Annotated in this window: 21 protein-coding genes; 14 read left to right on the top strand and 7 right to left on the bottom strand. The window is 55.0% G+C overall.

Annotated elements, in window-relative coordinates:
• Positions 1–72 precede the first annotated feature (72 nt).
• From JK213_RS14135 to JK213_RS14115, 5 genes are all read left to right on the top strand, one after another.
• Positions 73–789 carry an ATP-binding cassette domain-containing protein gene (locus tag JK213_RS14135; RefSeq protein WP_249200660.1) on the top strand — a complete coding sequence of 239 codons (717 nt, stop codon included), beginning with the start codon at positions 73–75 and terminating at the stop codon, positions 787–789.
• Positions 790–1230: 441 nt separating this feature from the next.
• On the top strand, positions 1231–1971 hold the full coding sequence (locus tag JK213_RS14130; protein WP_194262892.1) for a YoaK family protein: 741 nt from the start codon (positions 1231–1233) through the stop codon (positions 1969–1971).
• A 54-nt stretch (positions 1972–2025) separates the two neighbouring features.
• Positions 2026–3159, top strand: coding sequence for a cupin domain-containing protein (locus tag JK213_RS14125; protein ID WP_194262893.1), 1134 nt, complete (start codon positions 2026–2028; stop codon positions 3157–3159).
• 427 nt (positions 3160–3586) lie between these two features.
• On the top strand, positions 3587–5419 hold the full coding sequence (locus JK213_RS14120; RefSeq protein ID WP_408869902.1) for a hypothetical protein: 1833 nt from the start codon (positions 3587–3589) through the stop codon (positions 5417–5419).
• A gap of 73 nt (positions 5420–5492) precedes the next feature.
• On the top strand, positions 5493–6785 hold the full coding sequence (locus JK213_RS14115; protein WP_194262895.1) for an MFS transporter: 1293 nt from the start codon (positions 5493–5495) through the stop codon (positions 6783–6785).
• A 59-nt stretch (positions 6786–6844) separates the two neighbouring features.
• Here the strand turns inward: JK213_RS14115 and JK213_RS14110 are convergent, their stop codons facing one another.
• Complete coding sequence (locus tag JK213_RS14110) at positions 6845–7456, bottom strand: YceI family protein (protein WP_194262896.1); 612 nt, start codon at positions 7454–7456, stop codon at positions 6845–6847.
• A gap of 37 nt (positions 7457–7493) precedes the next feature.
• Entirely contained in the window at positions 7494–8306 is an 813-nt protein-coding gene (locus JK213_RS14105; RefSeq protein WP_228125566.1) for a class III extradiol ring-cleavage dioxygenase, read from the bottom strand.
• A 106-nt stretch (positions 8307–8412) separates the two neighbouring features.
• Here JK213_RS14105 and JK213_RS14100 point away from each other — a divergent pair, with 106 nt between their 5' ends.
• Positions 8413–9324, top strand: coding sequence for a LysR family transcriptional regulator (locus tag JK213_RS14100; RefSeq protein ID WP_194262897.1), 912 nt, complete (start codon positions 8413–8415; stop codon positions 9322–9324).
• Positions 9325–9343: 19 nt separating this feature from the next.
• Here the strand turns inward: JK213_RS14100 and JK213_RS14095 are convergent, their stop codons facing one another.
• The 3 genes from JK213_RS14095 to JK213_RS14085 form a co-directional block, all read right to left on the bottom strand.
• The gene (locus tag JK213_RS14095) at positions 9344–11032 is read right to left on the bottom strand and encodes a M28 family metallopeptidase (protein ID WP_194262898.1); all 1689 of its coding nucleotides are present in this window, start codon (positions 11030–11032) and stop codon (positions 9344–9346) included.
• A gap of 14 nt (positions 11033–11046) precedes the next feature.
• The gene (locus tag JK213_RS15955; protein ID WP_228125567.1) at positions 11047–12609 is read right to left on the bottom strand and encodes a hypothetical protein; all 1563 of its coding nucleotides are present in this window, start codon (positions 12607–12609) and stop codon (positions 11047–11049) included.
• Between the two features lie 71 nt (positions 12610–12680).
• A complete protein-coding gene (locus JK213_RS14085) occupies positions 12681–14807 on the bottom strand; it encodes a M3 family metallopeptidase (RefSeq protein WP_194262925.1) in 2127 nt (708 codons plus the stop codon).
• A 214-nt stretch (positions 14808–15021) separates the two neighbouring features.
• Here JK213_RS14085 and JK213_RS14080 point away from each other — a divergent pair, with 214 nt between their 5' ends.
• From JK213_RS14080 to JK213_RS14070, 3 genes are all read left to right on the top strand, one after another.
• On the top strand, positions 15022–15357 hold the full coding sequence (locus JK213_RS14080; protein ID WP_194262899.1) for a hypothetical protein: 336 nt from the start codon (positions 15022–15024) through the stop codon (positions 15355–15357).
• A 77-nt stretch (positions 15358–15434) separates the two neighbouring features.
• Positions 15435–15935, top strand: coding sequence for a hypothetical protein (locus tag JK213_RS14075; RefSeq protein WP_194262900.1), 501 nt, complete (start codon positions 15435–15437; stop codon positions 15933–15935).
• A gap of 81 nt (positions 15936–16016) precedes the next feature.
• Positions 16017–16766: a hypothetical protein gene (locus JK213_RS14070; RefSeq protein ID WP_194262901.1), complete on the top strand. Its 750-nt coding sequence runs from the start codon at positions 16017–16019 to the stop codon at positions 16764–16766.
• A gap of 25 nt (positions 16767–16791) precedes the next feature.
• On the opposite strand, the gene JK213_RS14065 is transcribed toward JK213_RS14070, so the two are convergent.
• Positions 16792–17955: a serine hydrolase gene (locus JK213_RS14065; RefSeq protein ID WP_228125568.1), complete on the bottom strand. Its 1164-nt coding sequence runs from the start codon at positions 17953–17955 to the stop codon at positions 16792–16794.
• A gap of 186 nt (positions 17956–18141) precedes the next feature.
• On the opposite strand from JK213_RS14065, the gene JK213_RS14060 reads away from it, so the two are divergent.
• Positions 18142–20223, top strand: coding sequence for a DUF6311 domain-containing protein (locus JK213_RS14060; protein ID WP_194262903.1), 2082 nt, complete (start codon positions 18142–18144; stop codon positions 20221–20223).
• 41 nt (positions 20224–20264) lie between these two features.
• On the opposite strand, the gene JK213_RS14055 is transcribed toward JK213_RS14060, so the two are convergent.
• On the bottom strand, positions 20265–21191 hold the full coding sequence (locus JK213_RS14055) for a glycosyltransferase family 2 protein (protein ID WP_194262904.1): 927 nt from the start codon (positions 21189–21191) through the stop codon (positions 20265–20267).
• Between the two features lie 290 nt (positions 21192–21481).
• Between JK213_RS14055 and JK213_RS14050 the strand changes: the two genes are divergently transcribed.
• Genes JK213_RS14050 through JK213_RS14035 form a run of 4 tightly spaced genes read left to right on the top strand, consistent with a single transcriptional unit; the run spans position 21482 to position 25012 of the window.
• A complete protein-coding gene (locus tag JK213_RS14050) occupies positions 21482–22642 on the top strand; it encodes an ABC transporter permease (protein ID WP_194262905.1) in 1161 nt (386 codons plus the stop codon).
• A 5-nt stretch (positions 22643–22647) separates the two neighbouring features.
• The gene (locus JK213_RS14045; protein WP_194262906.1) at positions 22648–23418 is read left to right on the top strand and encodes an ABC transporter ATP-binding protein; all 771 of its coding nucleotides are present in this window, start codon (positions 22648–22650) and stop codon (positions 23416–23418) included.
• Positions 23418–24377: an MlaD family protein gene (locus tag JK213_RS14040; RefSeq protein ID WP_194262907.1), complete on the top strand. Its 960-nt coding sequence runs from the start codon at positions 23418–23420 to the stop codon at positions 24375–24377. Before JK213_RS14045 ends, JK213_RS14040 begins: the two co-directional genes overlap by 1 nt.
• A complete protein-coding gene (locus tag JK213_RS14035) occupies positions 24374–25012 on the top strand; it encodes a PqiC family protein (RefSeq protein WP_349291800.1) in 639 nt (212 codons plus the stop codon). Before JK213_RS14040 ends, JK213_RS14035 begins: the two co-directional genes overlap by 4 nt.
• Positions 25013–25082: the final 70 nt, after the last annotated feature.

Genomic DNA, 25082 nt, shown 5'->3' with positions numbered 1-25082 from the left:
TCCTGATCCACTGTTGCGACACGCGCCGCACGTGGGATGACGATTTCACCGGAATCCGGCTGAAGTTCACCCTTGATCCGGCTGGAAAACGTCGAGGTAGGCTACGGAGACGATCCGGCCATCCTGCGCGACCTGAACCTCAGACTGGACGTGGATGATCGCATCGGTCTGTTAGGCGTTAACGGTGCCGGTAAATCCACTTTTGCCAAAATGATCGCAGGTGCCCTTGAAGTCCGCTCCGGAGAAGTCTCGCGCTCTCCCCGCATTGAGGTCGGCTGGTTCCATCAGCACCAGATCGAGGCGCTCGACCCCGAACAGACCCCACTCGACATCATGCGTGCGGCCCGCCCGACAGACAGCGATCAGTCTCACCGCTCCCGTCTGGCCCAATTCGGCATCCACTTCGAAAAACAGGGTACCAAGGTTGAAGCCCTGTCTGGCGGCGAGCGTGCCCGCCTGCTGCTGAACATGGTGGCCATGGCTGCTCCGCACCTGCTGATCCTTGATGAACCAACCAACCATCTGGACATCGACAGCCGCCGCGCCCTCCTGGATGCACTGAACAATTACGAAGGGGCAGTCATTCTCATCACTCATGACCGTTCGCTCATGGAACTGGTCGCGGACCGTCTCTGGCTGGCTGCGGACAACCAGATCGTGCCTTTCGACGGCGATATGGACGATTACGCAAAGTTCGTCATTGAACGCGCCAAGGGTGGAACATCTGCTCCATCTCAGAAAGCAGCCAAAGAAAAACGCTCAAAGAATAAGAAAAACAAGAACAAATAAATATAACTTTAAATAAAATTACTTAAAATTATAAAAATAATATTATATCGAGCAATATTAAAGTTCACATAATCTTATTTTTCATAAAAATCCGTGATGGAGAGATAAATAATATCTCCATCACAAATAAAATTAACGCCGAAATTCAAAAGTATTAATAAATTAACTCACGGATACCTCTCGAATTCTTGAGCGTTTCTGAGCGTCATTATCAACGACAGGGCGCTCATCGCGAACCTTTCATAAAATTCAAACACAAATCAAAACCGAATACCCCAGATCACAATATTAAATATCCTGATGAAACCCATCAATATTGTTGACGTTCTTCGTAGGATACAGAAGGATATGTATGATATTTTTAATAATTAATACTTTCTTAATTTAAAAAAAATATCCATTGATATTTCCCGATATCCCTTGATTAAAAGAGGAGGTGAAATGGTAGAGTTAGCTGCAAAGAACTCCACTCAAACAAATGTTTTCCCTCTCATGGAAGAGCGGAGAGTAGGCTTTAGTCTCGCATTTTGTGCAGGACTGATGAACGCATGGACTTTCTTCCATGCACAAACCTTCGCCACAGTTCAATCAGGTAATGTCATACAGGTTGGTTACCGCTTGGTAGAAGGGGACTGGATTGCATTCTGGTTTGCATTCAGTTCCGTTATTGCTTTTGGTTTGGGATCTGCTGTGTGCGGTGTCTTGATGACAACCCTAATCAAAGAAGGTCGTATTTTTTCAAATATTGTTCTATGGTCTGAATGTATTTTACTGTCCATAATCACATTATTAGCATTCACAAACACAATCCCCTTAGCTTTTCTGGCTGTGGCCATTAGTTTCGTTGCAGGAATGCAGGGGAATGCATTCCACAAAGATCATGGAATGCTTTATGGAAACGTGGCCGTTACCTTTGTAGTACAAATGGCTTTTAACTTTATGGCTCAGAGCTTTTTTAAAAAAAATGGAATTAATGGGGAGTCCAACCTGATGTGGGCAGGGATATTCTTCTTCGTTCTGTTTGGTTTTGCCATCGGCGGAGCTTTTGGATTTTTCTGCGATAAATACATTGGAAATAATACATCCTTAATAATTACGATCATTTCGCTTCTGTTGATTACTCTTTTTTCAAGAAAAGATAAATCAAGCCCAGACCCAAGAACTGGTGCCACATTCGTTTAAGCGAACATTGCGTTAAAGTTTTCTCAATTCTTCTTCAAACCAAGGTGCTTACAAATGGAAAATTTGAACCAACCAATTATGGGCTCTAAGGGAGCTGATATCGTTGGCCCCCGTAATCCGGAAATTGAACAGCAAAACCCGGATATTTTTTTGCCTCCGGCAACAGATAAGGGCGGCATTCCCAATCTGAAATTTCCTTTCGCGATGGCGCATAACCGTCTTGAAGACGGTGGATGGGCACGAGAAGTCACCTGTCGCGAGATGGGAGCACTCAAGGAACTTGCCATCGTTAATATGCGCCTTCCCCCCGGTGTCGTGCGTGAAATGCATTGGCACAAAGAGGCAGAATGGGCTTACGTTCTTAAAGGGAAAGTTCGCTTCTACCTCATGGATGATCAGCGCCAGACACTGATTGAAGATCTGGAGCCGGGTGATTTGTGGTTTGCTCCCGCAGGCTTCCCACATGCCATTCAAGGCTTGGAGGAAGGCACTGAGTTTGTTCTCGTCTTCAACGATGGTAATTTTTCGGAAAATCAAACACTCTTGGTCACCGAATTATTTGCTCATATTCCTCGCGAAGTTCTGGCGAAAAATTTTGGCGTTCCCGAAGCTGCATTTGCCAATATTCCGGCGCATGAAAAATATATTTTCCGTCAGCCAGTTCCCCCTCCGCTTGAGCAGGTGCGTCAGGATCTGGGAGCTGTAAACTTTACCGACAAATATGTTTTCCGCGCCTCCGCAACGCCGCCTACGGCTTATCCGGGCGGAGCTACACAGGTTATTGACTCGCGCAACTTTAGCGTCACGACATTGGCTGCCTTGATTATCGATCTGGAACCCGGCGGAATGCGGGAAATCCACTGGCATCCGGATGCTGATGAATTGCAATATTATATTTCCGGGAAGGCCCGGATGACAGTATTTGATGCCGTCGACAATGCCAGAACATTTGATTTTGTTCCTGGAGATGTCGGGTATGTCCCAAGAACCTTGGCACATTACATCGAAAACATCGGCGATGAGCCTGTCCGGGTCATTAATGTTTTTCATACTGGCCAGTATAAAGATATCTCGTTCAACAACTGGCTGGCCCTCACGCCTGCCCATCTGGTCAAGGGGCACCTTCAAGTTGATGATCAATTTATCAGTCATCTCAGGACTACACGGCAGCCCGTTGTCAAAAAATAAATTATTGTTTTGTGGGGCTTTTTAAAGTCCTTCCTGTGAGTGCTTCGACGGAGCATGAGGCCTGCCACACGATGTGGATTATGACCTTTGCACCGTCGATACACTTCTCGTGATCCTCCACCAATCCACGCGAACGCATCATTTGGCCGTATATCATCCCGATTTCAGGTTTCCGCGACCATCTTCTGCGTCGGTCACTAAAGACAAAATTGGGAAATAACTTGCATCTCTTAAAAAATATAAGTTTTTTTGATGTGAATCAATATTTAAACTTCCGCGACCGCGTAAGTATCTTTTGTGAATGTCTTAGCTGATATCTTTACGAAAGACGGACATTTACGCGCGTTGGAATTTACAGAAAGGATAAAGTGTGTTTCCTTTTGGTGGCCTGAAGATCGTAGGGCAACATCTGCCCAGACGGTGCAGACTGCTATTGAGTGCCGCCATTTTCATCGGAGGTTCCCCAACAGCATTCGCGCAAAGCGCTGACGATCAGGAACTAGCCGCCATCAAAGCCGAAATGCGTATGCTAGAAGGCCGGTTGCAGGCTATCGAGGAACGTCGACACACCAAAACCTCTTCACAAACAACGCATCCCCGCGCCACGAAAGCAGCTTTTGCGCCCCATAAGACAATAGTGGGGCTTGAAACAAATCATATAGGGATGTCGCCTTCATCGCACTCAACCGGAGCTATGCCCGTTTCAACGACAGGCTTTGCCCCAACCAGTGTAACCAATACCCCTGCTCTTTATAATCCTGTTCCCCCAGCCACTCACCAGACACCGCCGCCGTTGTTCCAGTGGTTGGGAACCCAGCATAATGAAGCCCACAGGACGTCCATAGATCTGACCTCGTCCAGCCCTCTCGCGATTACGCAGACCGAAGTGGATCATCTTCCGCCTGTTTTCCAGATCGGTAATCTGACCGTGCGCCTCGGTGGGTTCATTGATTTCTCCAATATCTGGAGAAGCTCAAATCTGACCAGTGGGCCTGCGACGGCATGGAACGGTTTCCCCTATGCCAACAGCCCCAATCACGGATTGAGCGAAGAGCGTTTCTCGGCCCAGCTCACACGTTTCTCCACCCTTCTGGAGGCAAATCCGACCAAAGCCGTACGTCTTCAGGCCTATGTCGAAGCTGACTTTGGTGGGTCTGGTGGTACGACCAACAGCGTGCAGATCAATGGTTATACACCTCGTTTGCGTCAGGGTTACTTTACATTCACCGAAAAGGACTGGGGGCTGCATGTCCTTATGGGGCAGGCATGGAGTCTGACGACCAACTACGCCAAGGGTGTCATTCCCCGCCAGGAACAGCTCCCTGCCGTGACGGATAATAACCAGATCCCTGGAATTACTTTCACTCGTGTCCCGCAGGTCCGGATCGCCAAAGACTGGGCTCAGAAATACTGGCTGGCACTGTCCGTTGAGGACCCTCAAGCAACGGTAGCTTTTTCAGACTCCCTTAGTTCAGGTGGCACGCTTCCCGCAAGCTATGGTCGTCTGGCCGGACCGCGTGTCTTTTACTCCAATGCAGGTGGCGTACTGCTGAATCCCAATACGCAGTACAGCTACAATCCTGCGCCTGACATCGTTCTCAAAGCAGCTGTTGATACGTCTTTCGGACATTACGAAGTTTTCGGCCTGGGCCGATGGTTCCGTGGACTAATCCAGCCTGCGGGCGAGAATCATACCCATAAAAGCACCCAGTTCGGCGGTGGTGTGGGAGCTGGCATGACTGTACCGCTCGGAACGGATAAACTACAGCTGACCGGCAACGTCTTGGCCGGTCAGGGCGTGGGACGTTACGGACCAACCCTCCTCCCCGACACCACATTCGATAAAAACGGAAATCCCAGTCCTGTTCCGGAAATCATGGGTTCGCTTGGCCTTGTAGGCCATCCGGCGCGTTCTGTTCTGCTCTACACCTATGGAGGTGTAGAAACTGCCGGACGCCGCACTTATCTGGGCGCGGACGGGCTTCAGCACGGCTATGGCGCAACGGATTTGAACCTGTCCGGGTGTGAATACGAATTCGGGACATGCGCTGCTCAGACAAAAACGCTTGCCGCTTTCACGACAGGCGGTTGGTGGCATTTTCTGGACGGCCATTATGGCAGCGTCATGGGAGGTCTCCAGTATACCTATATCCGGAAGTTCGCGTTCAAAGGCAATGATGGCGCGGGTCATGCTGTCGATCCCACGACCTATGGACATACGGTGTATGTGACGTTCCGGTATTACCCATTCCAGCAATAATATCTGGCGAATATTCCTATCACGCTCATGCTGTCCGGTCTGACTGACCATCCATGACATACTGGAGAATTTCATGTCTGGCACATCACCTCAGGCGGCCTCCCAGCCCCTGAACCCGTCACCGGCGCAACCACAGAAACTTCAGCCGCTCTATGTGCTGTCATGGTTTCTGTGTGCGCTTTTCTATTTCTATCAGTATGCCATCCGCTCTGCTCCCGGGATCATGCAGGATGAACTGACGCAGGCCTGGGGCAACAGCCATCTCGGCCTCATGATCGCGTCCTATTACATTGTCTACGCGCTGATGGCGCTTGCCGTGGGCGTGCTGCTGGACCGGTATGGCGCACATGCGATCATGCCAATGTTCATTGCCGTAACCGGCGTGGGGTGCCTGATTTTCGGTCAGGGCAGTCTGGTCGCCGGGATTGGCGGTTACATCATTCAGGGTATTGGTGCGATCTGTGCCTTTGTGGGCGCTTCTTACGTTGCCGCGCGTTATCTTCCAGCCCGGACACTGGCGCTTTTCGTGGGTTTAACCCAGTGCATGGGCATGGCAGGAGCCGCATTTGGCTCCAAACCGACCCGTATCCTGATTGATCCGCACGGCTCGTTCCACATTCCCTGGCAGTCTGTCTGGCTGGGCTTCGGCGCTATCGGCCTTCTGCTGGCCGTCGCCGTCTTTTTCGTCATGCCACGCGATACGGGAGACAGCGACCATCATCATGGCGACATGTCTCTTGCCAACCTGATGCGTCCGTTCAAAATTATCTTCTCCAACCCACAGAGCTGGATCGCAGGACTTGCCGGTGGTCTGCTGTTCGTTCCAACAACGATCGGCGCACTGGGCTGGGGCGCGCTGATGCTCAGCAAGGGCGAGCATACGACGATGGGTTTCGCAGCCACGGACGTCTCGATGGTTCCCATCGGATGGGTCATCGGCTGCCCGCTGCTGGGCTGGATTTCCGACAAGATCGGTCGTCGCAAACCCGTTCTGATCGGCGGTGCGGTGGTCCTGCTGGCGGCGTCGCTCTGTGCGCTTTATGTCCCGGTCGGAGTGTTGCCGCACTACTCCGTGGCGCTGATCATGGGGATTGCATCGGGTGCCGCCATGATCCCGTTCTCTTCGATGAAGGAAGTCAATCCTCCAGAGGTCAAGGGAACGGCCGCAGGCGTCATGAACTTCCTTGTTTTCGGGACGACCGGAATCATGTCCCCGCTCGTCTCCGCCCTGATGGGCAAAACGGCGCCCGAGACGATGGAGCAGTTCCATACGGCTTTCCTGCCGCTGGTCATCGGAATCGGAATTGCCATCGTTCTGGGGTTCTGTCTCAAGGAAACTGGCTGGAAAGTCCGCAAGGCTTCCTGAGAATTCCGAACAGACGAAACAAAAAACGGCCCATGGAAATGGGCCGTTTTTTTTGCGCGTTACTTCGCTGCCGTCTTTTCAAACGCTCCGGCAATGGTCAAGGTCACGTCATCACCAACATAGGGGACATATTTCTTCACCCCGAAATCGCTCCGATGAATCGTTGCCTGAGCCTGAAAACCAACCGTATAGGCCTTGTCCATCGGATTGACGCCTGCTCCCACGAAATGGACGTGCAGAACTTCCGGATGCGTCACGCCATGCAGCGTCAGGTTGCCGGTGACCAGCGCTTCATCCGCACCTGTCTGGCGAACCTGCGTCGAAACGAAAGTAGCCTCCGGATATTTCGCAATATCGAACCACTCGCTGTTCTTGAGTTCGTCCGTCAAAACCGTGCTGGTGGTCGAGACGCTTGAAACCGGAATGGTCACATTCAGATGCGAGGCATCGGGATGGGTCGAATCAAGCTGGAGCGTTCCCGTAACGCCGGAGAACTGGCCGGAATAATAGGTGAAACCAAAATGCAGGACGGAAAATCCGATCTGCGTATGGCTGGTTTCGACCGAATAGGCGCCCGAGGGCACACTTGCAGGCGTAGCGGCAAAAGCGCTGGAAGACAGAAGTGCCGCGGCGAATACTGCGCCGACGCTCTTGAGAAAATATGTGTTCATGAGTTTGCGATCTTTCATATGTATGAAGGTAAAGGCGTCAACCAAACCGAAAACCGGACAAGGCTTTTCCCATGATGACGTCGCTATAATCGCGATGCCCTGCATCAGTTCCCGCGGCCCCGGCGGCAAACATCAGCGGCAGGAGGTGCTCCGGCTGAGGATGGCAGTCCCGTGCGAAGGGGGCACGCTCCCAGTCCATAAGACGACTTCTGCGAAGGTCGGAAGACGCTTCAACCGCGCTCTGAAGCCAAGCATCAAACACGACGGACCGGGCATCTGACACAGCATCCGGCCGCATCAGATAACGCATGTTGTGATACGTCATGCCCGTGCCCACCAACAGGATGTTTTCGCCCCGCAAAGGCTCCAGACTCTGCCCAAGCTGCAAGACATCTGCCGCGTTCATCGTTCTGGGAAGAGAAATTTCTACAACCGGGATACTGGCATCCGGAAAGGCCAGCATGAACGGAATGAACACCCCATGATCCAATCCGCGCTCTGGATCGGCGGCGCAGGAAACACCCGCAGCGCTCAGAAGACCGAGCACCTTCGCTGCGACATCAGGCGCACCCGGCACGGGATACTTAAGCTGATAGGTGTGAGGAGGAAAACCGTAATAGTCGTAGATGAGTGACGAATGAGGTGCCGAGCCGGCACGCATTTCGTCCGTTTCCCAATGCCCGGACATGACAATGATGGCGTCCGGCCGACGAGGAAGCGTTCCACTGACAGAGCGAAGATAAACGGCCATGCGGTCCCATGTGTTTCCCCATTCCATGAAGAAACATGGACCACCGCCATGTGGCAGAAAAAGAACAGGCTGTCGGCTCTCCTGATTTTCCTGCGACATCTTCACGACCTCCTTCATCATTCGGCAAAACGGATGTTGCCACCCTCTCTGGGAAAGAATAATTCCCTATTTTGGAAAATGATCTGACACCAGGAGTGTGAGATAAATGCTCGATCGTTTCACCAACATGCAGGTGTTTGCAAAGGTTGTGGCTCAGGGAAGCTTTTCCGGAGCTGCGCGTGCGCTCGGCCTGTCGCAGACGATGGTCACGAAACACATCGCTGCTCTGGAAAGTCGGCTTGGCATCTCGCTGTTTCATCGCAGCACCCGCAGACTTTCTCTGACAGAACCGGGACGTCTGCTGCTGATCCGCGCGCAGAAGATCCTCACGGATCTTGAAGAGATGGAGCAGGAAGTCTCGGCCGAAAATCAGGAGCCGCGGGGCATTCTACGTCTGAATGCCCCGGTCTCGTTCGCCATCCGGCATGTCGGCCCGATCATGCCGCAATTCAGCCAGCGTCACCCCCTCGTTACGGTTGAACTCGGACTTGATGACCGCAGGATTGATCCGATCACGGAGGGATGGGACCTGACCCTCCGTATCGGGCGAATGCCGTCAAGCGCATTACGCTCGCGCCCGCTGGCTCAGATAGATTTCGTGGTCTGTGCCGCCCCATCCTATCTCGAACGGCATGGCACACCTCATACTGTCGTCGAACTTCAGAACCATCAGTGTCTGGGCTACACACTCGGTCACGACATTGGCGCGACCCGCTGGAGCTTCGGCCCCAAAGGCGAACGGACTGTCATGGTCAGCGGACCGATGAGCGCCAATAATGGCGATATCCTGCGAGAAGCCGCCGTTGCGGGACAAGGGATCATCTATCAGCCGCTCTTCATCGTTTCGGAAGAACTGAAATCCGGCAGGCTGGTGCCCCTGCCACTGGACGTGCCGACAATGACAGGGCCGGAACTACACGCAGTGTATGCCCCCACACCCCATGTCCCGCTCAAGATCCGGGTGATGATTGACTTTCTGGTGGAACAGTATGGGCCGGTCCCGCCCTGGACACTCTGACGGAACCGGCAAAGACGGGTTAGTGAACAGTCGAAGGCACGGTTTTCTGACGGATCGCAGCGAATTCCGAACCGTCGTTCCACTGCGGCCAGTCATGCGAAAACGCCACGTCATGTCCGACTTTCCAGACGGCCCAGACGTCCTGCGCAGCGCCTCTGACATCCCAGTCCGGGCTCCAGGCATCGCAGGCCTGATGGTAGCAGGCCATGTAAGCCGTCAGCCATTTGCCGCCTGCTTCCGTTCCGCCTCTCACGAGATCGAACTTTCCGGCCATGTCCATCACCGCAAGAACCGGTACACCCGCGCGCGCGAACGGCAGATGATCGGCGCGATAGAACGCCCCACGCTCTGGCATCGCTTCCGGCTGTGTCGTGCGCCCCTGAAGAGCCGCAGCAGCAGCGAACTGATCCTGCAACGTGTTCTGCCCTGCCCCGATAATGAAGGCATTATGTGCAGGCCCGGCCATCTGAAGCACATCCATCGTCAGGTTGGCCGCCGTCTTGTCCAGAGGGGCCAGCGGATGCGCCACATACCAGCCTGAACCCAGCAGACCCCGCTCCTCGCCCGTCCAGGCCGCGAAACGCACCGTCCGATCGGGTTTCGGCCCTGACTTGAAAGCGCGGGCAATTTCAAAAAGCGCGGCAATGCCGGAGCCATCGTCAATCGCACCTCGTCTGATGACCGTATTGCCCTGCGCATCCGTGCTCTTGCCGTAAGCATCCCAGTGAGCGCCGAACATGACCGTCTCATCCGGATATTTCGCACCCGTGATTTTGGCGAGCACGTTCTGACTCTTGAGGCGGTCAACCGTAACCGGAAGATCGGCCGAGAATGTTGTATGCTTCAGAGTGACCGGCCGGAAATCCTCCGAGCGCGCCTTGATGCGAAGAGCTTCAAAATCCAAACCCGCCTGCTGGAAGAGTGCAGTCGCGGCTTTCCCCTCAAGCCAGCCCTGAACGGGCACGGGACGACTTTCGCTGGCCGCGTGTTCCACGTCATAGGCTTCACCACCCGGCGCGACCACGGTGCTCCACGGATAGGACGCACCAGCCGTATCATGAACGATCAGGGCCGCAACGGCGCCACGACGGGCGGCTTCCTCGTATTTATAGGTCCAGCGCCCGTAATACGTCATGGTTTTTCCGCCGAAACGTCCCGCAACGGGCTCGCCGGGAGCCGCATCGAAATCAGGGTCGTTCACGAGGAAAATCGCGACCTTGCCCTTAAGATCCACACCCTTGAAATCATCCCAGTGGCGCTCCGGTGCATGGACACCATAGCCGACGAAGACCACTGGAGCATTTTTAACCTTGAGCCGCTCTTCGGGCAGCAGCGTTGAGAGATAGATGTCCTTCAGCTGAACCAGCGGAAGCGTTTTGCTGCCAGTCCGGGCCACAACAGATCCCGTAGCACCGGTTCTGGTCCGAAGCATGGGAACATCCTGCGTCCATCCGCCGTTTTCCCCGGCAGGCTCAAGCCCCAGAGCCTTGTATTGTTCGATCAGCCAGGGAACCGTAACCTTCTCCCCTTCCGTTCCCGGAGCACGGCCTTCAAACCGGTCCGAAGACAGAACCTTCATTGCTTCCGACATCCGCGACGGACTGATATCTGCTGAAGGATCAGCGTATCCTGCGACGGGGTTCAGCAGACCAGCCGTCAGCGCTGTGGCAAGAAAGAGAATGCGGCGGGAAAAGGTTTTCTGCTTCATGACAGGCATTACTTTCAGTGGGTATTTTGGGGCTGTGAGACTGAGTTTACGGCTTTGGCGGCGTCGCGATCTAGTCGGTCGCGACGGACATAAATACTTTTTTCAACCGGGTCGCGCTGATAGTCGCGTGCGAGAATTTTCAGAACGCAGGACATGTAATCTGCTGCGCTCCACCGTCCCCAGACGCGGTAGTCGTCAAAATATATGACGGGAGGAAGATTAGCAGGGAGATCCACACACAAATCGCGCTCATATCCAAACCAGGGATGGCGGGCATAGTCTGCTTCCCACGGAAGGTATTCATGATACTTCTTCATGGGAAGACGACCGGAGTAAATATAAACATCCGGATTATAAGGAATAACCAGAATACGTTCCTGCGGTGCAGAGTATTCCTGAATGATTTTAACAAATCCGACATCCGCGTTCTCATGAATGGGATGGAATCCAGCCTGTCGTTGCTGCGCACGACTCATATCATACGGCGAGGACGTCGCCTGTCGCAGACCGAGAACAGACAGGGTGCAGAACAACCCAGCAACCAGAATTGCCCCGATCTCGCGCGGCTGCGTCATCCGCATCAGCATCAGTACACAAAGCGTAAGAGCCCCAATGGCGAATGTGCCATCCTGAAAGCCGAGCGCACCACGCACCTGCGTCATGAGTATGGCCCCTAGCAACAACAGAACGGCCAACCTCTGCCGGGAGGCTACAAGCAGAAGAACGCTACCGCCATAAAAGCAGATCGTAGCCAAAGACTGAACGAGGGCATCAGGCCGAAGCGAAGGTATGAGGCTTTGCGCCAACGCCCTCAGACCAACATCGATATAGGGCGCGTAATAGAACTGGTTTGCAACGAAATGATAGGCGATCATTCCTCCCAGATCGCCATAGAACACCATCCATACCAGACAGACTGCAAGCACTCCTCCAGCCCCGGCCAGAAGATTGGGAGTGGCACTTCCTGATCCGGGGCGACGACCGATCAACACAGACAGAGCCAGCAGAACAACAGCAGTTGGAGCAAAGGAATAGGCTGTCAGAGGCAGAAGCGCGAGACAGGCGCCTCCGCATCGCGCCTGCCACCGTCCGATATCTGCTCCCAGCAACAGCGGAAGGATCACCAGCGCTATCACGCCCCCAAGCAGATCTCCGCCAACAGTCCAGTAACTGTCCATGTTGAAGGCCTGAACTGACCACTGAGCGCCCATCGCGGCAAGCCACATGCCAATAGCAAGAAACCTCGTAGAATTTTTCTGAAGTGCCGGAGAGCAGAATACTGAGACGGAAGTTCCTATCGTGCATACGATAGGAACAAGACGCATCAGATAAGCATGATGGAAGTCGGAAAAGAGGCTGACACTCCAGGACAGAATGAAGATCAAAGGACCATGAGCGTCAATATAGTCCCGATACAGGACATCACCTTTCGCTATGGCCAGACCACCCAGAATATGCCCGGATTCATCTCCAAAAGAAGGGGTTCCAAAACCATAGAAAGCCTTCAGGCCAAAATACAGCACACCCAGCAGCGCGAGAAACGGGCCGCAAGACGACAGGGCGTTCATTCTGCGCATGTAAGATCGCCTGTTCCTACGTCATGGGTGGAAAATCGGGAAGAAAACCATGATTTTCTTCCCGACTACAATTACTTGCCCGGATCAGAAACAAGACCGCGATGGACAAGCATTGGCGTAATGTCAGGATCTTTACCATAGAACGCCTTGAACATCGGACCGTAATCCATCGTATGCCCCTTCGAAAGGATCATATCGCGGAAGCGCTGTCCGTTTTCACGCGTCAATCCTCCATGGTCCTGGAACCAGGCAAATGCGTCCTGATCCAGCATTTCCGTCCACAAATAGGCATAGTAACCTGCAGAATAGCCATTGGACCAGATATGCAGGAAATCACTGGAACGATACCGCGGCGGAACAACTGCAACATCCAGCCCCATACCGTCCAGCGCTGCGCCTTCAAATTTGTCCACGTCCTGACGCGGAGCTGAAGCAGGCAGGCTGTGCCACTTCATGTCCAGTTCAGCGGCCGCAACAATCTCGCCCAGCGCATAGCCCTGATTGAAATGTGCGGCCTTGCGGATTTTCTCAACCAGCGCTGCCGGCATCGGATCGCCAGTTTTGTAGTGACGGGCGTAATGGGACAGGACTTTCGGGTCCAGCGCCCAGTTCTCATTGAACTGGGACGGAAACTCTACAAAATCCCGTGCCACGTTGGTGCCTGAAAGGGACGGATAAGTCTGATCCGCAAAAAGTCCGTGCAGGGCGTGGCCGAATTCGTGGAACATGGTCGTCACGTCGTCGGACGTGATGAGTTGTGGCTGACCCGGAGCGGCCTTGGTGAAATTGGCAACGTTATAAATGACCGGTTTCGTTCCCAGCAGTTTCGACTGCCCGACAAAGTTGGACATCCATGCGCCGCCCGACTTGTTATCCCGCTTGAAGTAATCGAAATACATCAAACCCAGCGGTGATCCATCCTTGTCATGGACTTCGAACACCATGACATCCGGCTGATAGACAGGAATGTCTGTCCGCTGCTTGAACGTAATGCCGTAGAGCTGATTGGCCGCGAAGAACACGCCATCCGTCAGCACCGTCTTGAGTTCGAAATACGGTTTGATTTCATCCTGATCGAGATTGTATTTCGCACGACGCACCTGACCGGAATAATATTCCCAGTCCCAGGGTTTCAGGTCGAACTTGCCACCGTCCTTGCGAATGGTCTCCTGAAGGACTGCCGCTTCACGCTTCTGTTCCGCAGCCGTGGCCGGGACAAGCTGCTGCATGAAGTTCTCCGCAGCTTCCGGCGTCTTGGCCATCTGGTCATACAGAGTATAGGCGGCAAAATTCGGATAGCCGAAAAGTGCTGCTTTCTGTGCCCGAAGCTGCGCCAGTTCGGCGATCGTGGCGCGGGTGTCGTTTTCGTCCCCCTTTTCAGCGCGCGTCCAGCTCTGGTCGAACAGGGCCTTTCGCGTATCGCGGTCGGTCAGGGATGAGAGATCAGGCTGCTGTGTCGTGTTCTGGAGGGGGATCACCCACTTGCCAGTCAGTTTACGCTCCTGCGCAGCCTTGGCGGCGGAGGCGATCGCATTCGCGTCCATACCCGCCAGCGCTTTCTCGTTATCCACGACCAGCGCACCGGCCTTGGCGCTCGCAATCAGCTTCTGCTCATACTGCGTTTCGAGATTGGACAGCCGCGTATTGATTGCCCGCAGCTTCGTTTTGTCTGCCACAGAAAGCTGCGCTCCAGCATGGACGAACTGCTGATAATAAATATCGAGGAGTTGCGCCTGTTCGGGCGTCAGTGTCAGCTTCTCCCGACGATCATAAAGCGATTTCACGCGCGCAAAGAGCTTTGCGTTCAGATAGACTTCATCTTCATGAGCCGTCAGGCGCGGGGCTTCCGCGCTTTGCACCTTGTCCAGCGCGTCGTTCGTATTGGCCTGATAGACGCCATAGAACGTCATCTGCACGCGGTTGAGCGTCTGCCCGGCCCGCTCCATTGCAACAATCGTGTTGTCGAAAGTCGGGGCCGCGCGATTATTGGCAATCGCATTGATCTCACGCAGATGCTCGGCCATGCCGCGCTCGAAAGCCGGGGCGTAGTCGCTGTCCTTGATCTGATCGAAACGGGGCGCCTGAAAAGGCAGCGTACTTGCCGAGAAAAACGGGTTTGTCGCAGCCGCATGGGCTTCAGCAGAAAGAGAGAAAGCCGAAACCGCAGCAACTGCGGCAAGCCTGAAATTGAAAGCCATGAAATCGCCTGTGACAGTCGTGATGATGGCGAACCGTATGGCCTTCACGATGGATCGTCAAACACAAGCTGCTGCTTCTGGGAAGGGCGCAAAACCAGTCAGTTGGCACTTGACGTCATTTTCTCCTTGGTGCGCGCGAACGCCCCTCCCTAGACCGGGAGGGTGTGTTGGCACAGCCGCCTTCGGGGCGGTATTTTTATAGCCGGAGACAACAATGGACTGGACATCGCTGTTCCAGACAATCCTGCCCTATCTGCCCGCTAAATATGCTGGCGATATCGTTTCAATCATAACTTTCCTGATCGCTTCGGCCGCTCTGGCTCTTCGCTTCTGGAAGCCCCCTGCCAGCACGTCAAAACTGCTGCCGCTTTTTCAGATCGTCAGCGCCGTAGCGCAGGCAAAAGGCTGGAACACAAGCGCGTATCAGCCGGGCGCAAAAGCCATCATGGTGCCCGTGGGCTCCTCGCGGGTGGATGACGCTGCAAAACTGGGACTGGACATGGCCTCGACGCATCCGAAGGCCGGTGAAGTTCCCAGACGCGTCGAATAATAACCGAATTTTTCCTTCAGCTATTTTCATTGATCTCAGCCGCCTCTCGGGCGGCTTTTTTATGTGTGGAGCATTTAATGCGTAACCGTATTCTCGCCCTGAGCCTTGGCACCATTCTTCTCGTTTCCATGAGCGCCTGCACCACAACCGCCAACACGGCCTCGTTCAACACGACTGCCCTGAGCAATGATGCGGCGGCCATTGCCTACGCGGTTCAGGCAATCGAAAGCATTCCCGAACTCGAAAGCCATCTGTCCGAGAAAGACAAAGCGCAGTTCGACAACCTGATCGCCCAGATCAAGAGCATCTCGGCTCAGGTCGCGGCCAATTCAAACGGCACGATCACGATTGCCACCGGCAAGGACTGGGCCAAAAGCCTTGGAACGGATCTTCAAACCCTGCTGGCCATCGCAACGCCGATCGTGAAGGCTTACTCGCCGTCGACCGCTGGCTACATGTCCACGGTCGCCGCCATGATCCCGCTGGTCGAAGCCCTTGCCGGCGTGACGGCTGCTCCCCTCGCGGCGCCTGTAGAAACGCCGGAACTGATCCGCGCCCGGATCTATCAGGGCGTCTGAGCCGCAATCCAACAACCTCAACATTGGAGCGGTTTGCCTGAACTGCTCCAATGCCCCAGTTTCCCCTGCCGGAGTTTTCCCATGCCCCGATGCCTTGGCAAACGTGCGCCCAGACATGATCCCCGCACCTATCGTCTGGCCCCCATGCTGGCCTCGCGCCTCCCGGACATTCCCACGCAGAAGGATTGGTCCGCAGGGGTGCCCTACCAGATGTGGGGCAATGACCGGTATGGCTGCTGCGCCTTCGCGGCGCAGGCGGCGCTGACAGCGACATGGACCCATGCCGCACAGGCACTGGTTTTACTGCCAACAAGCATGGTGCTGAACAATTACGCAGCCGTCACCGGTTTTGACCCACAGACAGGTGCCCGGGACAACGGAACGGTACTGCTGGACGAGCTGAATTTCTGGCTCCGTGAGGGCCTCCACCGCCCGGGTCAGACACTGGACTATCTGACGGCCTATGGCACGATCAACCCGCAGGACTGCGACGGCATCCGTCGCGCCATCTGCTATCTGGGCGGCGTACTCGCAGGGGTTCAGGTCCCGCAAGGCTTCATGGATCTACCCCTTGGAGCAACCTGGGACTGGAACGCCATTTCAGACAGAACGCCGGTGGGTGGTCACGCCATTGCGCTTGTTGGCTACGACCCTGAAGGGCTTTTCTTCAACACATGGGGGACGCGGACCTTCATGCCGTGGGACACGTTCACAAAGATCGCCGACGAAGCCTACGGTCTGCTGTCGCGCCAGAACTGGCTCTCCATTCCCGGCACATCGCCAAACGGGGAAACGTTCGACGCGCTTCTGGCAGAAGCGCGAGGCGTATAAAGAGCAATTCGACCTTGCGAGTTTTTCAAACGGGTGCGGAGAGGCCGAGCGCCTTTCCCGCAGCCGTGGCCACATCGTGCCGCAGTTTTACAACACTATGACCTCCTGAAGGATGAACCCGGTTCGTCAGGATCAGCACATAGCTGTCACTGTCGGGATCAATCCATAAGGATGTACCGGCAAAACCGGTATGACCAAAGGAACTCCGGGAAAATACATCCCCACGCGGAGATGAATAATGGGTGTCGATATCCCATCCCAGCCCCCGCAGATCCGTTTTCCCGGCTGGCTGCTGCGGCGTAGTCATGAGGACGAGCGTTTCCTGTTTCAGCGGGAAGCTGCTCGGGCGTCCTTTCAGCCGATCCAGAAGCGCCTGCGCGTATAGCGACATATCCTGCGCATCTGAGAACAAGCCGGCATGGCCTGCCACACCGCCCATCCTGCGTGCTGTCGGATCATGAACCACCCCCCGCAACATGACACCCTGATCGTCATACTGGGTCGGAGCAATGATCGGCCTCAGACTGGAGGATGGAAGATAGCCGGACTCCTTCATCCCCAACGGATCAAGAATATTGACCTTCACATACTGATTGAGCGGCATCCCGCTCAGCTTTTCCACCAGCAGCCCCAACATGATGTAATTGATGTCACTGTAAACGAATTTTTCGCCGGGCGGATTGATCAGCGGCGACGTCATGGCTCGCCTGACGCCTTCGGCCTTGCCAGTCCAGGGATCGTTCAGCGGTACATCCGGCGGCAGACCGGAATAATGGGTCAGCAGCAACCTGATAGTGATGTCGCCTTTGCCGTTACACGCAAATTCGGGAAAATACTGGCTGACCCGCTCGTCCAGACCCACCCTGCCCTGCTCGACAAGCTGCATCACCGACAGTGCCGTCATGGTCGGTTTGGTCAGGGACGCCATATCGAAATGCGTGTCCCAGCTCAGCGGTTCAGCGGCTGGAACAATTGCCCGCTTCCCGTATGTGAAACGGTGTACGATTTTTCCGTCATGTCCGATGACAACAACGGCGCCCGGCGTTTCCCCTTGTCTGACGGTATCACGAACCAGACCATCCACCGCGTCGAAAGACGATGTCGGACGTGCACAGGCCACCACTTGGCTGACACAGACCGCCGCGCCACCCAGCAGAACGTAACGCCGTTTCAGAGAAGCATATTTCATTTCGGCACGTCCGTCTGACATATTCCTGTTTTTCCCCGCTCCTGATCCCAAGCCAAAAGACTAGCCGTTTTTTTCGAATGCGCAACAGAGTGGCCCGTCAGACACCATCGGGCGTGGTTTTGGAAACAATTCTCCTGTATGACTCCACTCAACCCTGAAATAACAATTCATTATGAGTATTGTCATTTGTCTGAAAAACGCCCGGTTCTGAAACCATCCACAAACAGGTTTGCGGTTTACACGCTCTCGCTGGTATTCGGCCTTTTTCAGGCGCTGCAATGTTTTCCGCTTGCTTTGATACGTGGAAAATTGCCCGGTCATGCTTCAGGCGATATCATCCAACACATCACTGGCCAGCTTTATTTCCTGCGGCAGGGATGGCACTGGCCGCTTCTGCTGGATCAGCGACTGGGAGCACCTGCCGGTACCAATATCGGTTTGACGGACAGTATTCCGCTGGAAGCTCTCTTTCTGAAAGTCATTCACCCGCTCTTTCCGGGCATGCTTCAGGGGATCGTTCTCTATCTTGCCCTGTGCTGGACACTGCAACCTGTCTGTGCAGTTTTCGCACTGCGATCCTTGGGAGAAAAGCGCCTTCTTCCTGCGTTTGCAGCCGCGGTTTTTGCCTCCTGTTTTCCGGCTTTCATCTTCAGAATTGGCCATGCGGCCCTGTGCGGGCAATGGATCCTGCTGCTGGCGATCGGTCTTTATTTCAGGGCCACGCGAACCGGTGCAGGTTCCAGACCGGTTTGGCTACTGGCTCTCCTGACCAGTCTGACACTTCTGATTCATCCCTATCTAATGGTCATGGCCGGTGCCATTCTTGGCGCCGTCCCCCTGACTCTTCTGCTACGAGAGAGAAACTGGAAAGTCTGCGCTCCCGCTGTAATGGCTACCGCCACATCCGGACTGGGGATCATCGGCGTCGGCTCGGTTTTGGGATACTGGGGCAGCGCGAGTGGTGGCGGCTACGGCACATATTCCATGAACCTCGCTTCCCCGTTCTGGCCAGTTCATTCCAGTCTTTTTCCGTCTGTCTCCTCTCGCCTCGTAGAAGCAACCGGAGGTCAGTATGAAGGATATCAATATCTCGGCGCCGGTATATTGCTGACCCTTGGACTTGTCCTTCTGAGTCGTCGCGGTATTAAGCTTCTTGCACAACTTCCAAAACAGCATGCCGGTCTGCTTCTGGCATGTCTGGCGCTAACGCTCATCGCTCTTTCAAATCGCATCTACTTTTTGCATATTCCGGTTCTACTGACACATTTCAGAGTTCCGGGCGCAGAACAGATGCGATCGTCAGGACGAATGTTCTGGCCGGTTGGCTATCTGATCATGCTCGGAGGCATTTACGGCCTCTGCCGGGCCTGGCCGAGAGTGTGGCCTCTTGTCCTGCTGGCAGGGATTGCACTTCAATGGCAGGACACTCGCGATATCCGCTCTGGCGTCCATCAAATGGAGCTCTCATTCCTTGAGCCTCCGTCTGCCGAGAACAGGCAGCTTTTTTCGCTAATGCAGCCTTTTGACAGGGTCGAGATCCACCCGCGCTTAGAATGTGACGGCGCTGATTCAGATTATGTCATGCAGTTTGTATATGTCGCCGCACTAAATAATACGCTGGTCAATACGATGTACACAGCCAGGAGTACGGCGGCATCTGCCTGCCACCCTTCGGCCGAAGAGCCACATCCTTTGGATCCGCGAACGCTTGTGATCCTGACTGGAGCCTCACAGCGTCTTCACGCCTTGCGCTGGAATCGCCTGCAACACGCACAATGTGGTGTCTGGGACAAAACCATCTTCTGCGTCGCAACGGATGTACCGCTTCCGTCAGGCCTGTCCCCCACGCCACCGCCCCCTGTCCTGCCGATCGATCAGCAGATCGTCACGGCCGGTCGGCAACTTAAGCATGAAGAAATTCTCGAGAGTGGGTGGTCAAACCCTGAAGACTGGGGCGTATGGAGCGAGGCACCTGTAGCCAGTCTTTATTTCAATCTTCCAGAAGATATCCACAGAGCAAACCTCGTATTGCGAATGCACTCCACCCCCGACAAGCCCCAGCACGTCCGGGCTCTTCTGAACGGCACGCAGATCGCCGAATGGGACGTCAAGCCGGATGAGGCCGACTATACCGCCGACTTCGCTCTCCCTCCTGAAGAACATTCCGCAAGTCTGCAATTACAGATCAGCAATCCGGTGCAGATCGGACAGGACCCCCGTCATCTCGGGATTGCTCTCCTCAGCCTCAAAGTGAACAGACTGAATTGAACCTTTGAAGAACCGGGCATCATCATGCCCGGTCTTGCTGCTCAGTATTTCCGACGCAGGACATAAATCGGCCGCTGTTTCGTCTCCATATAGATGCGGCCGATATATTCTCCCAGCATACCGATACTGATGATCTGAACGCTGCTGAAAAAAATGATGGCTACGAACAGGGACGCATAGCCCGGCACGGAATTTCCCCAGAATATCGTGCGAAACACGATGAAAATTGCATAAAGAATAGCCAGAAAAGCACCGATTGTTCCCAGATAGGTCCATAGTCGAATTGGAGCGGAAGAAAAGCTGGTGAAACCTTCAAGGGCAAAATTCCAAAGCGAATAACCTGAAAATTTCGTCGTTCCCGCAGCCCGGGGTGCGCGGACATAATCAATAGTGACTGTTCGAAAGCCAACCCACGCAAACAGTCCTTTCATGAACCGCTGGCGCTCGGGCAGCCGCCCCAAGGCTTCAACCACACACCTGTCCATCAGGCGAAAATCACCCACATTTTCCGGAATCCGGATATGAGCAAGCCGGTTATGCAGCGAATAAAACCATGCGGCGGTTTTGCGTTTGAGCATGCTGTCGCTGGACCGATCAACCCGCTTGCCCAGCACGACTTCCGCCCCTTCCCGCCAGGCCTGCACCATCTGGGGGATGACATCAGGCGGATCCTGAAGATCCGCATCAATGATAATGACAGCATCTCCCGTCGCCGCATCAAGGCCAGCCGTCAGCGCGGCTTCCTTGCCGAAATTACGGGAGAGTTCAAGCACCCGAAACCGCCGGTCGGTTTCCGAAAGACGAACCAGTTCCCGCAAGGTCGCGTCACTACTGCCATCATCCACACAGACAATCTCCCAGTCCGTCTCGGCAATGCCGTCGATAACCGGCAGGATACTCTTCACAAAGTGACCGATCGCGGCCTCTTCATTGTAGAAAGGAACAATCAGGGAAAGCTGGCTGGCCATACAGGTCTTCAAATTCCAAGTCGCTAGCAGATGATTCTATCAGAAATATCCTGACAACACGCAGGTTTCATTCCAGTCAAACCACAGAAATAACCAGAAAAAAACACTTACCCATTGTCGCTTAACAGGAGCATTGATCTTTCTCCTGCAATCGATAAGGTCTTACCGGAGATCGTTCTCTGCCACATCGCACATTTTGATCGGTCCGCATCGTTCAAGTTTTATCTCTCACCAGATTTTCCATTCTTTATGCAAAGCCAGGGAATGTCAGGACCGGAAATGCAAAGTCCATGACAGACAACACCGACATAGGGCCGCGTTCCAACGCACAGGACAATGCCCCGCAATGGCGTCTTGAAAACGAACAGAACACCCTCTTCATGGTGCTGAGCGGAACGTGGCAGGCCAGAACCGGCGCGATTCCGGTCTTTCCAAAAGATGGCCTCCCCAAAACTCCCGATGGACATCTGTCTTTTCAGACCTCTGGGATTCAGGCGTGGGACACGGGACTGATCGCGTTCCTATGGGATCTTAAGCGCGTTGCCCATAATGCTGGCATCAGTCTGGACATGCAGACACTGCCGGGCCCGATGCGTCAGCTTCTGGAGCTTCTACCCGAAGCCCCGGACGAGCCTGTCCACCACAAGCAACCCCACAGGCCCCTTCTGGAAGCCGTTGGTGGCCATGCCATCGCCTCGATGACGGAAGTGGGTGTTGTCTCCGAACTCGCGGCACTGACAGCCAAAGGTGCCGTTCAGACCATTCTCGGCCGAAGCCGGATGCGCCTGAGCGATCTTCTGGCCAACACCAGCGATGCCGGCCCCTATGCCCTGCTGATCGTCGGTATCGTCAATTTCCTGATTGGCGCAATTCTGGCATTTGTTGGAGCTGTCGAACTGCAGAAATTCGCGGCCGGAGTTTACGTAGCCAGTCTGGTCGGAATTGCAATGGTGCGTGAAATGGCCGCCGTCATGACCGCCATCATCATGGCCGGACGCACGGGCGGCGCCTATGCCGCGCGCATTTCCACCATGCAGGGCAATGAAGAAATCGACGCACTGAATGTCTTCGGCATTCAACCCTCGACCTATCTGATCCTGCCCGCTGTCCTGTCCCTCATCATCACGATCCCGTTCCTTTACCTGTACGGATGTCTTATCGGCATGCTGGGGGGCTTCGTCGTCTCCATTTCGATGCTCGACATCACGGCAGCAGGCTACTTCCATCAAACAGTCACATCCTTCGGAATCGGCCAGTTCATCTTCGGTTTTGTCAAAAGCATCGTTTTCGGTGCCTTCATCGGCCTGACAAGCTGCCGCATTGGCCTCAAAGCCGGGCGTTCGGCTGCGGATGTGGGCATCGCTGCTACCCGCGCCGTCGTCGTCGGCATTGTCGGCGTCATCGCCATTGATGCAATCTTCGCCGTCATTGCAGATGTTCTGGGGATCTGACCGACATGCCTGACCAGACCGTCCTGTCCCTGCGTGACGTCACACTTTCTTTCGGTCCGAAGATCATCCAGAAGAACATCTCGCTCGATGTGCGCAAAGGCAGCATCTTTGCCGTCATGGGCGGTTCAGGTTGTGGTAAAAGCACGCTGCTCAAAAGCATGATCGGCCTTCTGCGCCCTTCTGTCGGCGAATACCATGTCGGCAACGAAAACTACTGGGCTGGCACCGACGCCCACCGCACCGATCTGAACCATCGTTTCGGCGTCCTGTTCCAAAGCGGCGCATTGTGGAGCTCCATGACCATCGGCGAGAACATCGCATTGCCTTTACAGATGTTCACGGACCTCAAGCCCCCCGTCATCCGTCGCCTCGTGGAACTCAAGCTGGGTTTTGTCGGCATGTTGCAGGCGATTGATCTTTATCCGTCGGAAATCAGCGGCGGCATGCGCAAGCGCGCCGGTCTGGCCCGTGCCCTCGCCCTCGATCCGGACATCCTGTTTTTCGATGAACCCTCCGCCGGTCTCGATCCGATCACATCTGCCCGCCTCGACGACCTGATCCTAAACCTGCGGGACGGCCTCGGTGCCACAATCGTCATCGTCAGCCATGAGCTGTCGAGCCTGTTCCATATCGCCGATGACGGCATCTTTCTGGATGCCAAAACCAAAATTCCCATCGCACACGGCTCCCCCAGAGATCTGCGCGACAATTGTACGGACCCACAGGTGCATGCCTTCATGCACCGCGAACGCGACGACGAAGAAGGAAATACGTGATGAACAGGCAGGCTCTTGTCGGTGCTTTCGTCCTTGGCGGGACAGGTCTGCTCGTTGCAGCGTTCGTCCTGTTCGGCAATTTCCATCCTTTCGCCCGAACGACGAAAGCCGTTCTGGTGTTCCACGGCGCCTCATCGGGTCTGGCCGTGGGCTCTCCCGTCACATTCCGCGGCGTTCAGGTGGGCGCAGTGGACCGCGTCGTCATTGAATACAACCCCGCGACGAAAGACGCCTACATCCCGGTCTATGTCACGATGCGACCAGACGACATCATCCTGACCAACAGCACCCGCCACCTTCCCAACCTGCAAGAGCTGATCAAGCAGGGGCTGCGCGGCGAGATGAACCTCAAGAGCTTCGTGACGGGCACATCCGAAATTGATCTGGATTTCTCTCCTTCAACACCTGCGGTTTTTCACCCCGACATCGCCCGCATTACAGAAATTCCGACCAAACAGTCCACCATAGCCGCCATGACACAGAGTCTGCAGGACCTGCCCCTGAAACAGATTGGTGAGAACGCCGATGCCACTCTGGCCTCGGTCCGTCAGCTTTCGGACAAGCTCGACAAGGATCTGCCTGCCCTGATCCAGAGCATCCACGAAACCTCGGACCACAGCCGCGACATGGTCGATGCGACCCGCAAGGCCATCACAGAGTTCGAGCCTGCCATAACACGCACCCTTCTGAGCGTGGATCGTCTGGCCAATGAGGGAACGACGCAGCTTGATGCGCGCGGGCGTGAACTGCGCGCGGTGCTCCAGAGCAGCAATGAAGCAGTTCAACAGGCCACAAAAAGTCTCGCCAATCTGGAAAATATGACCTCCCCGCGCTCTGCAGACCGGACCAATCTCGAAGCCAGCCTGCGCGATATCGCAGCGGCCGCCTCGGCCCTGCGCGGGTTTGCCACAGATGTCGAACATAACCCGCAGCTCCTGCTCACGGGACGTCGGCAGTGAGCCGCACCACCCGCCTTCCCCCGATTTTTCCGGAGAACACCCCCGTGACACGGCTCATGACACGATCTGCTGCACCGTTCGCCCTTCTGACGCTGGCTCTGTTGTCGGGCTGTGCCGCTCCGCCGGTGCAGTTCTATACGCTTGGCGCCCCAGCCATTTCTCAGACCGGCAACACGGCCCTTCCTGCCACAGCCCCGGTCCTGAACGTCGCGCGCGTTGCCCTGCCGGATTATCTGGACAATCAGGACATCATGACCCGCCATGGGGATCAACTTGACCGCAGCCCTAACGGACGCTGGGGAAGCCGCCTGTCGCAAGGCGTGACGGACCTTCTGGCGGCCCGTCTGGGGCAGGACTGGCCCCATTATATCGTGACCACACAACCATTGGCCGAAACCCCAGCACTCCGGCTTGCCGTTAACATCAACCGGCTTGATCTCGACAGCAGCGGCCAAGGAGCCCTACAGGCCGATTGGGCGCTGGTCCCCTCGGACACTCATCGCGCCATCCTGCGCAACCGGGGCTCTTTCACGGCACAGGGCTCCGTAACGACAGATGCAGGCAAAGTCGCCCTGACGCGTGAGCTCGTGGAGCAGCTTGCCTCCCGGATCGACAGCACAATTCCTCATCCCTGAAAGCCCCCCTTTCACTCAGACGGCGAACGCCCTATTTTCCGTGTCCCTGCGCCCTGAGGCTGCAAGTTCG

The organism is Gluconobacter sp. Dm-44, from assembly GCF_018256175.1.
In the GTDB taxonomy this organism is placed as follows: Bacteria; Pseudomonadota; Alphaproteobacteria; order Acetobacterales; family Acetobacteraceae; genus Gluconobacter; species Gluconobacter cadivus.
This window is presented reverse-complemented; position numbering and strand designations above follow the sequence as displayed.

Coding starts and splice junctions, on each gene's coding strand:
- JK213_RS14130 (WP_194262892.1), top strand. CDS start 1,231: ATGGTAGAGTTAGCTGCAAAGAACTCCACTCAAACAAATGTTTTCCCT.
- JK213_RS14125 (WP_194262893.1), top strand. CDS start 2,026: ATGGAAAATTTGAACCAACCAATTATGGGCTCTAAGGGAGCTGATATC.
- JK213_RS14115 (WP_194262895.1), top strand. CDS start 5,493: ATGTCTGGCACATCACCTCAGGCGGCCTCCCAGCCCCTGAACCCGTCA.
- JK213_RS14110 (WP_194262896.1), bottom strand. CDS start 7,456: ATGAACACATATTTTCTCAAGAGCGTCGGCGCAGTATTCGCCGCGGCA.
- JK213_RS14105 (WP_228125566.1), bottom strand. CDS start 8,306: ATGTCGCAGGAAAATCAGGAGAGCCGACAGCCTGTTCTTTTTCTGCCA.
- JK213_RS14100 (WP_194262897.1), top strand. CDS start 8,413: ATGCTCGATCGTTTCACCAACATGCAGGTGTTTGCAAAGGTTGTGGCT.
- JK213_RS14095 (WP_194262898.1), bottom strand. CDS start 11,032: ATGAAGCAGAAAACCTTTTCCCGCCGCATTCTCTTTCTTGCCACAGCG.
- JK213_RS15955 (WP_228125567.1), bottom strand. CDS start 12,609: ATGCGCAGAATGAACGCCCTGTCGTCTTGCGGCCCGTTTCTCGCGCTG.
- JK213_RS14085 (WP_194262925.1), bottom strand. CDS start 14,807: ATGGCTTTCAATTTCAGGCTTGCCGCAGTTGCTGCGGTTTCGGCTTTC.
- JK213_RS14080 (WP_194262899.1), top strand. CDS start 15,022: ATGGACTGGACATCGCTGTTCCAGACAATCCTGCCCTATCTGCCCGCT.
- JK213_RS14075 (WP_194262900.1), top strand. CDS start 15,435: ATGCGTAACCGTATTCTCGCCCTGAGCCTTGGCACCATTCTTCTCGTT.
- JK213_RS14070 (WP_194262901.1), top strand. CDS start 16,017: ATGCCCCGATGCCTTGGCAAACGTGCGCCCAGACATGATCCCCGCACC.
- JK213_RS14065 (WP_228125568.1), bottom strand. CDS start 17,955: ATGAAATATGCTTCTCTGAAACGGCGTTACGTTCTGCTGGGTGGCGCG.
- JK213_RS14055 (WP_194262904.1), bottom strand. CDS start 21,191: ATGGCCAGCCAGCTTTCCCTGATTGTTCCTTTCTACAATGAAGAGGCC.
- JK213_RS14050 (WP_194262905.1), top strand. CDS start 21,482: ATGACAGACAACACCGACATAGGGCCGCGTTCCAACGCACAGGACAAT.
- JK213_RS14045 (WP_194262906.1), top strand. CDS start 22,648: ATGCCTGACCAGACCGTCCTGTCCCTGCGTGACGTCACACTTTCTTTC.
- JK213_RS14040 (WP_194262907.1), top strand. CDS start 23,418: ATGAACAGGCAGGCTCTTGTCGGTGCTTTCGTCCTTGGCGGGACAGGT.